Raw genomic sequence first — 13,356 nt, 5'->3', positions numbered from 1 at the left:
CAGCGGCGACCTGCTCGGCGAACGGCCCGGTGACCAGGACCGTTCCCCCGGGTTCCAGGTCCATGGCTGTCGCAGCGCTCGATGCGCACCTGACCAGCCGCGCGGCCGACACCTCACCCCCGCGAACAGCGAGCGCGGACTCGTCCGTGGCGAGCGCGGACGGCAGCACACCATGGGAGTCAAGGTCGCCATCGACATCCACGAGCACGATCCGGCCCGGGTAGTCGGCCTGAACAGCGCGAAGCTCTTCCCAGAGGGCGGCGGCCTCCACGTCCGGTGCCTCGTCACCGAGGGCGATGGCGCCTCGGGTGACGAACACCAGACGGGCCGACGACGACTCCTGCCCCAACCGTTCGCTGAACGCGCTCAGGGTGGTGTGTGCTTCGTCCGCTGTGGAGACACCGGCCACGAGCACTGTGCCGATCGTCGCGTCCGCCTCCACGTTCGTGGAATCAGCGGCCTCCACGGCGTCGGCGGCGTGTGTGCCCAGTGTCTCGGCCAGGCCCAGCGGGTCGCTCCCCACTACAGTCAGCCGCGGCACATCGGCATCCGCTGCCGCGTCCTCGCCGATGTCCGACTCCCTGGTCCGTTCCACGGCGATCGATGCCCAGTCGAGACGGAGCAGCGAGGCCGGCAGCGAAGGCGTCCGTCCGGCCCGCAGCTCGCCGGTCTTGCGCATCAGCATCGACTCGACCGCGATCACCGGCTGCCCGGTGTAGTCGGCGGCCTGGAGGGACACCTCGTCGTGCCCGCGGCGGGCCAGCCGGATCCGCAGTGCGGTCGCGCCGGCCGCCTGCAGAGTGGCGCCGCTCCACGCGAACAGCACGGCCTCCGTCGCCACACCGTCCAGCAGACCGAGGCCGAGCGGGTGGAGGGCTGCGTCCAACAGCGCGGGATGGAGAGCGAATTCCTCGGCCGCAGCGGACTCCGGCAGTTCGACTTCGGCGTACACGCCGTCGACGCGCTGCCAAACGGCCCGTACGCCTCGGAAGGCCGAACCGTAGTCGAACCCGGCCGCCGCCAGCCCGTCGTACAAGTCGTCGATGTCCACCGGCTCCGCTCCGGCGGGCGGCCATGCCTCAAAGTCGAAGACCTCCGGCTGGGCACTCTCGGCCAGAACACCGCTCGCATGCCGCGTCCACGGCGTCTCGGCCGACGCCGCTGCGGGACGCGCGTACACCCCAAGAGGCCGGTCACCGGAAGCATCCGGATTCTCGATACGCAGCTGCAGCTGGACCGCACCGTCCTCGGGGAGCACAAGCGGTGCTTCGAGGGCGAGTTCCCTGATGTCGGAGCAGCCGACCTCATCCCCTGCCCGCACTGCCAGTTCCAGGAAAGCCGTGCTCGGTACGACGATCGCGCCCGCAATGCGGTGCTCGGCAAGCCACGGTTGCGTCCGGCAGGAGAGACGCCCGGTCAGCACAGCCTCATGGCCTCCGGCGAGGGCCACTGCTGCTCCCAACAGCGGGTGCTTGACAGCGGCGAGGCCGATCGACGAGGCATCTGCGGTGGTGGACGGTATGTCGAGCCAGTAGCGCTGGTGCTGGAAGGCGTAGGTGGGCAGGTCGACGGGGGTGCGGGGGTGGGCGCGGCTGGGAATGGTGACCGTGGCGGTTCCAGCGCCGGCGGTGTCTGCGCCAGATCCGGAGGCAGAGTCGGAGGCGGAGAAGAACGCCTGCCAGTCGATGCCGACGCCATGGACGAATGCCCGCCCGGCGGCAGACAGCACCGCGGACACCTCACCACGGTCATCACCACGCAGGGCGGGGACCAGGACATGGCCAGTGCCCGCGTCGAGGCAGTCCTGTGCCATGGCGGTCAGGGTGCCGTCCGGTCCGATCTCCAGGAACCGGGTGACCTCGTGCTCCTCCAGCCACTGGATGCCATCGGCGAACCGAACGGCTCCGCGGACATGCCGCACCCAGTAGTCGGGGGAGGTCAGGTCCTCCGCCGTGGCAAGAGCGCCGGTCACATTCGAGACCACGGGAATACGGGGCTCCGCATACGCCACGCTCTCCGCGACCGCCCGGAACTCGTCCAGCATCGGCTCCATCAGCGGCGAATGGAAGGCATGGCTCACCCGCAGCCGCTTCACCTTCCGCCCCTGCTCCTCGAAGCGCGCGGCGATCTCCGCCACCGCGGACTCCTCACCAGCCACCACAACGGCCTGCGGACCGTTCACCGCGGCAACACTCGCCCGCAGCTCATGCCCTTCCAGCAGCGGCAACACCTCAGCCTCGGCCGCCTGGATCGAAACCATCGCCCCACCCGCCGGCAACGCCTGCATCAACCGACCACGCGCCGCCACCAAACGACACGCATCCTCCAACGACAGGACGCCTGCCACATGCGCGGCTCCCAACTCGCCGATGGAATGCCCCACCAGGTAGTCGGGTCGGACCCCGAACGACTCCACCAACCGGAACAACGCCACTTCAAGGGCGAACAAAGCCGGCTGCGTAAACCCTGTCCGGTCCAGCCTCTCCGCATCGTCGCCGAACACCACATCCCGCAGCGGCAACGCCAACTCACCATCGAAGTACGCACACACCGCATCAAAAGCATCCGCGAAAACCGGGAAGGCCTCATACAACTCCCGGCCCATCCCCAACCGCTGCGCACCCTGCCCCGTGAACAGCAGCGCCAGTCGTGCTTCGGGTGCGGCCAGACCGCTCACCACGGAAGCAGCGTCGTCTCCCGTGGCCAGCGCCCTGAGTCCGTCAACCAGCGCATCCCGATCCGTGCCCAGGACGACAGCCCGGTGTTCCCATACCGAACGTGTCGTGCCCAGGGCGAACCCCACCTCTGGCAGACCGAGTTCAGGCCGGGACTCCACATGTGCCAACAACCGCTGCGCCTGCGCCCGCAGCCCCTCCCGACTCCGCGCCGACACCACCCACGGCACCACACCCCCGGCCACACTCATCGGCCCGGCGTGCGAACCCTCCTCCACCGGGGGCTGCTCGATCACCACATGCGCGTTGGTGCCGCTCACTCCGAACGCCGACACCCCGGCCCGACGCAGCCGCTCCGCTTCTGGCCACGCCACGGCCTCGGTGAGCAGACGCACGTCGCCCGCCGACCAGTCCACATGCGACGACGGCTCATCGACATGCAGGGTCTGCGGCAGGACACCGTGCTGCAACGCCAGCACCATCTTGATCACACCCGCCACACCCGCAGCCGCCTGCGTATGACCGATGTTCGACTTCACCGAACCCAGCCACAACGGCCGGTCCCCGTCACGATCCTGCCCGTACGTCGCCAACAGGGCCTGCGCCTCGATCGGATCGCCCAGCGACGTCCCCGTACCGTGCGCCTCCACCACATCAACGTCGGAGGACGACAGCCCCGCACCCGCCAGCGCCTGACGGATCACCCGCTGCTGCGACGGACCATTAGGCGCCGTCAAACCATTCGACGCACCATCCTGATTCACCGCACTACCCGCCACCACAGCCAACACCCGATGCCCATTGGCGCGCGCATCCGACAACCGCTCCACCACCAGCACACCCACGCCCTCGCCCCAACCTGTGCCATCCGCAGCGTCCGAGAACGCCTTGCACCGGCCGTCAGCAGCAAGGCCGCCCTGAAGACTGAACTCAACAAATGCGCCGGGGTTGGCCATGACCGTCACACCGCCGGCAAGTGCAAGGTCGCATTCACCCGAGCGCAGGGCCTGTACCGCCAGGTGCAGGGCGACCAGCGACGAGGAACACGCCGTGTCCACCGTTACAGCCGGCCCCTCCAGGCCCAGCACATACGACACCCGACCCGACACCACAGCGCCCGAGCTTCCGGTGAGCAAGTGCCCTCCGAGCCCTTCCGGCGCCTCCTGCAGCCCCGCGCCGTAGCCCGAACCACTGGCACCGACGAAGACACCGGTGCGGCTGCCCTTGACCGAGGCGGGGCTGACACCCGAGCGTTCGAGGGCTTCCCAGGAGGTTTCCAGCAGCACCCGCTGCTGCGGGTCGATCGCGACCGCTTCCCGTGGGCTGATGCCGAAGAAGGCCGGATCGAACTGGGTGGCGTCGTGCAGGAAGCCACCCGACCGCGTGCGACTCGTGCCTGATTGTTCAGCGTCGTGCCCGAAGAGGGCATCGAGGTCCCAGCCGCGATCCGTCGGGAAGCCGGAAATGGCGTCTTCGCCTGCGGCCACCAGTCGCCACAGGTCCTCAGGGCCGGCTATCCCACCGGGCAGACGACAGCTCATCCCGACGATGACCACCGGATCGTCCGAGGTGGACGCCACCGCCGGCAGACCGGACGCCGCATCCGCCGTGGTCCCGAACAGCTCATCGCCCAGGAAGCGCGCCAGGTCGACCGGCGTGGGGTAGTCGAAGACCAATGTGGCGGGCAGCCGCAGGCCCGTTTCGGTGTTCATTCCGTTGCGCAGCTCGACGGCAGTGAGTGAGTCGAAACCCAAGTCCCGGAAGGTGATGCCGCTTTCGAGGTCTGTTGGTGTGTGGTAGCCGAGGACCGTTGCGGCATGGGTACGCACCAAATCCAGCAGTGCCCGTTCACGCTCCGCAGCCGACAGCCCCGCCAAGCGTTGCCGCACCACCCCAGCACCGGAACCCTCACCGACACCGGCACCGGCGTCCAGCGCCGCCCGCACCACCGGCAGGTCCCCCAGCAACGGACTCGGACGGGCACTGGTGAACGCCGGAGCGAAGCGTTCCCACTCCACATCCGCTACTACTACCGATCCCTCACCGCCAGCGACAGCCGACTCCAACGCCGAGATCGCCAGCCCCGGATCGAGCGCCCTCAGCCCCCGGCGCAGCAGGTGCTCCTCCGCGCCTTCCGCGCCGGCCATCCCGCCACCGGCCCACGGGCCCCACGCCACCGCACAACCCACCGCACCCCGCGCACGACGCGCCTCCACCAGCCCCTCGACGAAGGCGTTCCCCGCCGCATACGCCCCCTGAGCACCACTCCCCCACACACCAGCAATCGAAGAGAACACCACAAACGCATCCAGCGCCTGATCCCGCAATGCCTCATCCAGCACCACAGCACCCGCAACCTTCGCCCCCATCACCTCAGCAAAATGACCCTCATCCGCGTCCTCCAAGGGCACGGAATCCACCACACCCGCCGCATGCACGACGGCATCCACCGCACAGCCCGACAACAGCTCCCGGACCGCATCGCGGTCCGCGATGTCGCAGGCCGCCACCGTCACCTGTACGCCAAGGGCGGACAGCTCGGCCTCAAGCTCGTACGCGCCGGGAGCCTCCGGGCCTCGACGGCTGGTGAGGACCACGTGCTGGGCACCACGTTCGGCCACCCAACGCGCCACACGAGCACCCAACGCACCCGTACCACCGGTGATCAGCACCGTCCCCCGCGGCCGCCAACCACCGACCGCGTCCTCAGCGGGAGCGGGAGCATGAGCCAGCCGACGCCCGAAGACACCCGACGACCGCACCGCCACCTGATCCTCAGAACCATCAGCCAGAACACCGACGAACCGGTCAAGCGCCCTACCGTCCACCGACTCCGGAAGATCCACCAGACCACCCCAACGATCCGGCAACTCCAAAGCCGCCACCCGACCCAGACCCCACACCGCAGCCTGGACAGGATCCGGCCCACCATCCGACCGACCCACCGCAACAGCCCCCCGCGTCACCACCCACCAACGCCCACCCACACCCACATCACCCAACGCCTGCACCACCACCGCAGTACGCACCACATCCGCACAGCCCACCACCAACACCCCAGCAACCGGCTCCTCACCAGCCACCCCACGCACCCGCTCAGCCAACAGCCCACGATCCACCTCCCCCGCGGCACACTCCACCCGCTCAACCCGCACACCACACGCCGCCAGCCCCTCCACCACAGCCTCGGACCACACGTCCCCGGCTGCCACCACCACGAGCCAACGCCCGCCCACTACCCCATCGGACTGACCACCGAGCGGCTTCCACTCCACCCGATACCGCCAGTCCGCGTGGGGACGTGCGTCAGGTGCCGGCGTCGGCCAGAAACGCTCACGCTGGAATGGGTACGTGGGTAGAGCAACACGTCGGGCAGCAGGGAAACACGCACGCCAGTCCACATCCATGCCGTGCACAAACGCAGTGGACAGACCGGCCAGCAACGCTTCGGCCTCCGAGCGGTCCTTCCGCATGGTGGGGACCAGATGGAGATCAGGTGCCGAGAGACAGCCCTGTGCCATGGCGGTCAGGGTCCCGTCCGGACCGATCTCCAGGAACCGGGTCGCCTCATGCTCCTCCAGCCACTGGATGCCATCGGCGAACCGAACGGCTCCGCGGACATGCCGCACCCAGTAGTCAGGGGACGTCAGGTCCTCCGCCGTGGCAAGAGCGCCGGTCACATTCGAGACCACGGGAATACGGGGCTCCGCATACGCCACGCTCTCCGCGACCGCCCGGAACTCGTCCAGCATCGGCTCCATCAGCGGCGAATGGAAGGCATGGCTCACCCGCAGCCGCTTCACCTTCCGCCCCTGCTCCTCGAAGCGCGCGGCGATCTCCGACACGGCGGACTCCTCGCCGGAGACCACCACCGCCTGCGGACCGTTCACCGCGGCAATGCTCACCCGCAGCTCCTGGCCCTCCAGCAGCGGCAGCACCTCGGACTCCGATGCCTGAAGCGACACCATCGCCCCACCCACCGGGAGTGCCTGCATCAACCGACCACGCGCCGCCACCAAACGACACGCATCCTCCAGCGACAGGACGCCTGCCACATGCGCGGCTACCAACTCGCCGATGGAATGCCCCACCAGGTAGTCGGGTCGGACCGCGAACGACTCCACCAACCGGAACAACGCCACTTCAAGGGCGAACAAAGCCGGCTGCGTAAACCCTGTCCGGTCCAGCCTCTCCGCATCGTCGCCGAACACCACATCCCGCAGCGGCAACGCCAACTCACCATCGAAGTACACACACACCGCATCAAAAGCATCCGCGAAAACCGGGAAGGCCTCATACAACTCCCGGCCCATCCCCAACCGCTGCGCACCCTGCCCCGTGAACAGCAGCGCCAGTCGGCCCTCAGTCCGGGAGCCGCGTATCACGCCGGGTGTCCTGCGGCCCTCGGCGAGCGCGGCCAGTCCGTGGACTGCTGAAGCCGGGTCGTCCGCCAGGACCACGGCCCGGTGGTCGAAACGCACGGAGCGGGTCGTGGCAAGGGAGAAGCCCACATCCGTCAGGGCCTGCTCGGGGTCGTCCGCGTAGGCCGCCATCAAACGAGCGGCCCGCGCACGAAGTGCGGGCTCGGTACGTGCGGAGAGCACCAACGGGGCGACGGAAGGGCGCTCCGGCGAGACCTGTGGAACCTCGGCGGCGGGCAGCGGGGCCGGGGCGTGTTCCAGGACCACATGTGCGTTGGTTCCGCTGATGCCGAACGAGGAAACACCTGCCCGGCGGACATGGCCCGGCGCTTCGTCGTCCAAGGGCCAGGCGACCGGCTCCGTGAGCAGCCGTACCTTGCCCTCCGACCAGTCCACATGGGGCGAGGGCGCGTCGACGTGGAGGGTCCTCGGCAGAACGCCGTGCTTGAGCGCGAGCACCATTTTGATGACGCCGGCCACACCCGCGGCCGCTTGAGTGTGCCCGATGTTCGACTTGACCGAACCCAGCCACAACGGCCGGTCCCCGTCCCGATCCTGACCATACGTAGCGAGCAGCGCCTGCGCCTCGATCGGGTCGCCCAACGACGTACCGGTCCCATGCGCCTCCACCGCATCCACGTCCGAGGCCGAAAGACCCGCACTCGCCAACGCCTGCCGGATCACCCGCTGCTGCGACGGACCATTAGGCGCCGTCAAACCATTCGACGCACCATCCTGATTCACCGCACTACCCGCCACCACAGCCAGCACCTGGTGGCCATTCCGCCGGGCATCCGACAAGCGCTCCACGAGCAGCATCCCGACGCCCTCGCCCCAGCCGGTGCCGTCGGCGCCCGCAGCAAACGCCTTGCACCGACCATCAGCAGCCAACCCTCGCTGCCTGCTGAACTCGAATGAACGCTCCGGGAGTGGACATCACCGTCACACCGCCCACCAGCGCCATGTCGCACTCGCCGGAACGCAGGGCCTGTACAGCCCAGTGGAGGGCGACCAGCGACGAGGAACACGCCGTGTCCACGGTCACCGCAGGGCCCTCCAGCCCGAAGGTGTATGCCACCCGCCCGGACACCACGCTCGCGGCGTTTCCAGTTCCGATATACCCGTCGAAATCGTCCGGGGAATTGGCTAGGAGGGCCGGATAGTCCTGACCATTTGTGCCCACGAAGACCCCGGCCCGGCTGCCCCGCAACGTCTGCGGATCAATGCCGGAACGCTCAATGGCCTCCCAGGAGGTCTCCAGCAGCAGGCGCTGCTGCGGATCCGTTGCTACCGCTTCTCGGGGACTCATGCCGAAGAAGGCCGGTTCGAATCGGTCCACGTGCTTCAGGAAGCCGCCGGCATTGACGTAACTGGTGCCCGAGTTTTCCGGGTCGGGATCATAGACCGCATTCAGGTCCCAACCACGGTCGACCGGGAATTCTCCGACCGCGTCCACACCGTCCGAAAGCAGCTCCCAGAAAGCCTCAGGACAGTCCACACCGCCCGGGAACCGGCAACTCATCCCGACAATGGCGATGGGGTCACCCTCAACCACCGAGGGCATTATCCGCTGCTCGACGTTGTCCTGGGCCGGCGCTATCCGGGTGCGCAGAAAGCCGGCCAAGGCGGCCGGCGTCGGGTAGTCGAAGACCACCGTCGCGCTCAGCGTGATTCCGCATGCCAGGCTGAGTGCGTTGCGCAGCTCCACGGCGAGCAACGAGTCGACTCCCAGGTCCCGGAAGGGCCGGTTCGGCGGCACCCCGGCGGGCCCCGCGTAGTGCAGCACTCCGGCCGCATACGACCGGACCAGATCAGTGAGCACCCGTTCCTGTTCGGCCGCTTCCACACCGGCCAGCTGTTGGCGCAGCTCGGACTGGCGGTCTTCGCCTCCCGTCCCGGCTGCGGGCTCGACCTCGGTACGCATCTCCGGAAGATCCCCGAGCAGCGGGCTGGGGCGCACCGCGGCAAAGGCGGAACGGAAGTCCGCCCAGGTGATGTCGGCTATCAGCAAGCCGGGCGTGCCGGAGCAGATCGCGTTCTGCAGGGCGTCGACGGCGAGATCCGGCCGCAGCGGGGACACTCCGCCCCGGCGCATCCGCTGTGCCATGGATGCATCGCTCGCCATGCCGATCTCGCCCCAGGGTCCCCAGGCGATGGATGTCGCGGACAGCCCTTCGGCCGCACGCTGTTCGGCCAGCGCGTCCAGGAAGGCATTGGCGGCCGCGTAGTTCGCCTGGCCGGCGGCGCCGATGGTGCCGGCGAACGACGAGAACAGGACGAAGGCCGAGAGATCACGGTCTCGGGTCGCCTCGTGCAGGTTCACGGCCGAGGCGGCTTTCGCCCGCATGACGGTGGCGAACCGCTCAGTCGTGAGTGAGTCGAGCACGCCGTCGTCGAGTACAGCCGCGGCGTGGAAGACGGCGTCCACCGGGTGTTCGGACAGCAGCGCCCCGACCGCCTCCGGGTCTGCGACGTCGCAGGCCACCACCGTCACCCGTACGCCAAGGCCGGACAGCTCCGCCTCCAACTCCACCGCACCAGGAGCCTCCGGGCCTCGACGGCTGGTGAGGACCACGTGCTCGGCACCACGTTCCGCCACCCAACGCGCCACACGAGCACCCAACGCACCCGTACCACCGGTGATCAACACCGTCCCCCGCGGCCGCCAACCGTCGGCAGATTCTCCAGCATGAGCGGGAGCCGGAGCAGGAGCATGGGCCAGCCGACGGCCGAAGACACCGGATGCCCGCACCGCCACCTGATCCTCAGCGGCCTCGGCCAAAACACCGGCGAGCCGGTCGAGCGCCCTACGGTCCACCACATCGGGCAGATCGACCAGACCGCCCCAGCGGTCCGGGTACTCAAGAGCCGCCACCCGGCCCAGACCCCACACGGCTGCCTGCACCGGATCCGGCCCATCATCCGACCGGCCCACACAGACCGCCCCGCGCGTCACCACCCACAGCCGCCCACCGACGCCGGCATCCCCCTGCGCCTGCACCAGTACCGCAGCACACATCGCGTCCACGGCGCCCACCGCCAGTACGCCCGTGACCGCCTCGTCACCAGCGGCGTCACGCAACCGCTCGGCCAGCACCCCACGGTCCACATCGGCGGCCCATTCCACCCGCTCAACCCGCACACCACGCGCCGCCAGCCCATCCACTACAGCCTCGGAGTACGCGTCTCCCGCTGCCGCCAGCGCAAGCCAGCGCCCGCCCAGTACCCCACCGGACTGAGCAACGAGCGGCTTCCACTCCACCCGATACCGCCACCCGTCCACCACCGACCGCTCACGCTGCTGCCGCCGCCACGACGACAAAGCACTCAGCGCCTCATCCCACGACGCATCACCGGCGATCGCCAGCTCTCCCGCCAGCGCCGCTGTGTCACCACGCTCAATCGCCTCCCAGAACCGCGCATCGGCTCCATCGAGCACTCGGGCCACGCGGCCCTCGTCCTCCGTTCCTGACGCCTCCAGCCAATAGCGGTCACGCTGAAACGGATACGTCGGCAGATCGACGGGCTGCGTTCCGGGCAGCAGCGCAGCCCAGTCGAGTACGGCGCCGTGCGCGTGCAACTGCGCAAGGGCCATCACCATGTGCGATGTCTCCAACCGGTCCCTTCGCATCGTGGGAACCGTCATCTGCGTGGGGCTGTCCGCGCATGCCTGAGTCATCGCCGTGAGCGTGCCGTCGGGGCCGATTTCGAGGTACCGAGCGACGCTGTGCTCTTCCAGCCACCGGATGCCATCGGCGAACCGGACGGCCGTGCGGACATGCCGCACCCAGTAATCGGGGGACGTCAGCTGCTCCGCCGTGGCGAGCTCTCCGGTCACATTCGAGACCACCGGGATACGCGGCTCCGCATACGTCACGCTTTCCGCGACGGAACGGAACTCGTCGAGCATCGGCTCCATCAGCGGCGAATGGAAAGCATGGCTCACCCGCAGCCGCTTCACCTTCCGCCCCTCGGACTCAAAACGCCCCGCAATCTCCAACACCGCGGATTCCACACCGGAAACCACCACCGCCCGCGGACCATTCACCGCAGCAATACTCACCCACTGCTCCTGGCCCTGCAGCAGCGGCACCACCTCGTCCTCGGCGGCCTGAAGGGAGACCATCGCCCCACCCGCCGGCAATGCCTGCATCAAACGGCCACGCGCCGCCACCAAACGACACGCATCCTCCAGCGACAACACACCCGCCACATGAGCCGCCGCCAACTCACCAACGGAATGACCCACCAGGAAATCCGGCCGCACACCGAACGACTCCACCAACCGGAACAACGCCACTTCAAGGGCGAACAACGCCGGCTGAGCAAAACCCGTCCGGTCCAGCCTCTCCGCATCCTCGCCGAACACCACATCCCGCAGCGGAGTTGCCAACTCACCATCGAAGTACGCACACACCGCATCAAAAGCATCCGCAAAGACGGGGAAGGCGTCATACAGCTCCCGGCCCATACCGAGCCGCTGCGCACCCTGCCCGGTGAACAGGAAGGCTGTTTTCGCACCTGCCTGGGCCGTGCAACGCACAAGGCCGTCGACATGCTCGTCACGGGCAAGGGCGCCGAGTCCCGCGATCAGTTCCTCACGGCTGCTGCCGACCATGACAGCGCGGTTCTCCAGCGCGGCGCGCGTCGAGGCGAGCGAGCGGGCGAGGTCTCGTATGTCGTACTCGGGATGGGCATCGACGTGGGCGAGCAGCCTTCCCGCCTGGTCACGCAGGGCGGAGTCGCTGCGGGCCGACAGCACCCAGGGCAACAGAGGCAGTCGAACGGGTTCGGTCTTGGCGTCCGGCTGCCCTTCTTCATGTATGGGCTCTGCCTCCGGGGCCTGCTCCAGTACAGCGTGCGCGTTGGTGCCACTTACGCCAAAGGCTGAGACTGCCGCCCGCCCCGGCCGGTCGTTCTCCGGCCACCCGACGGCCTCGGTGAGCAGCCGTACATTCCCCGCCGACCAGTCCACATGCGATGACGGCTCATCTACGTGCAACGTCTGCGGGAGCACACCATGCTGCAACGCCAGCACCATTTTGATGACGCCGGCCACACCCGCGGCCGCTTGAGTGTGCCCGATGTTCGACTTGGCCGAACCCAGCCACAACGGCCGGTCCTCATCACGATCCTGACCATACGTAGCGAGCAGCGCCTGCGCCTCGATCGGGTCGCCCAACGACGTACCGGTCCCATGCGCCTCCACCGCATCCACGTCCGAGGCCGAAAGACCCGCACTCGCCAACGCCTGCCGGATCACCCGCTGCTGCGACGGACCATTAGGCGCCGTCAAACCATTGGACGCGCCGTCCTGATTCACCGCGGTACCGCGTACGACAGCCAACACCCGGTGACCATTCCGCCGGGCATCCGACAGCCGCTCCAGCACCAGCATGCCGACGCCCTCGGCCCACCCCGTGCCGTCCGCGGCCTCCGCGAACGCCTTGCAGCGACCATCGGCTGCCAGGGCGCGCTGCCGGCTGAACTCGATGAACGCTCCCGGCGTGGACATCACCGTCACACCGCCCGCCAGGGCGAGCGTGCATTCATCGGACCGTAGTGCTTGTGCGGCCAGATGCAATGCCACCAGAGAGGAGGAACAGGCCGTGTCCACGGTCACCGCCGGGCCCTCAAGGCCCAGTGCGTAGGCGACACGACCCGACACGACCGAAGTCGAGTTTCCGGTCAGGAGATGGCCACGGACGTCGTCGGGAACGTCTCGAAGCCCGGCGCCGTACTCCTGGCCGCTGCATCCGACGAAGACACCGCTGCGGCTTCCCCGTACCCCGAGAGCGTCGATTCCGGCGCCTTCGAAAGCCTCCCAGGAAGCTTCCAGCAGCAGCCGCTGCTGCGGGTCCATCGCAAGCGCTTCGCGCGGTGTGATGCCGAAGAAACCGGGGTCGAATTCGGTGGCGTCGTAAACGAAGCCGCCCTTGCACGAATAGCTCGTGCCCGAGCCATGTGACTCAGGGTCGTACAGCGCATCGGCATCCCAGCCACGGTCCCGCGGCCACTCGGATATCGCGTCTTCTCCGCTTTGCAGCAGGCGCCAGAACTCCTCCGGTGAGCTCACACCACCAGGGAAGCGGCAGCTCATCCCGACGATCGCGACGGGCTCCTGGTGCTGCGATTCCAGCTCCTGCAGGCGCCGACGGGCCTCATGCAGGTCTGCGGTAACCCACTTGAGGTAGTCCCGAAGCCGTTCTTCATTCGCCATGTGGAACTTGCCCCATACGTTGTAGACCGGAACGGTTCAC

At 68.3% G+C, this 13,356-nt stretch carries 1 protein-coding gene and 3 pseudogenes; all 4 read right to left on the bottom strand.

Going from position 1 to position 13,356, the window contains the following annotated elements; translation table 11 throughout:
* Positions 1-109: 109 nt before the first annotated feature.
* Positions 110-3,403, bottom strand: a pseudogene (locus STRTU_RS36345) (type I polyketide synthase); the annotation flags it as partial.
* A gap of 141 nt (positions 3,404-3,544) precedes the next feature.
* Positions 3,545-6,961 (bottom strand): annotated as a pseudogene (locus tag STRTU_RS36340) (type I polyketide synthase); the annotation flags it as partial.
* A gap of 198 nt (positions 6,962-7,159) precedes the next feature.
* Positions 7,160-7,840, bottom strand: a pseudogene (locus tag STRTU_RS36335) (ketoacyl-synthetase C-terminal extension domain-containing protein); the annotation flags it as partial.
* A 136-nt stretch (positions 7,841-7,976) separates the two neighbouring features.
* Positions 7,977-13,316 carry a type I polyketide synthase gene (locus tag STRTU_RS33695; protein WP_159748941.1) on the bottom strand — a complete coding sequence of 1,780 codons (5,340 nt, stop codon included), beginning with the start codon at positions 13,314-13,316 and terminating at the stop codon, positions 7,977-7,979.
* Between the last annotated feature and the right edge of the window lie 40 nt (positions 13,317-13,356).

The sequence above is a fragment of the Streptomyces tubercidicus genome, assembly GCF_027497495.1.
Classification (GTDB): Bacteria; Actinomycetota; Actinomycetes; order Streptomycetales; family Streptomycetaceae; genus Streptomyces; species Streptomyces tubercidicus.
Note: the sequence above shows the minus strand (reverse complement) of the source record. Positions and strands in the feature narration are given on the sequence as shown.

What these genes read in the sequence shown, in the direction of transcription:
- STRTU_RS33695 (WP_159748941.1), bottom strand. Translation starts at nt 13,316, where the DNA reads ATGGCGAATGAAGAACGGCTTCGGGACTACCTCAAGTGGGTTACCGCA.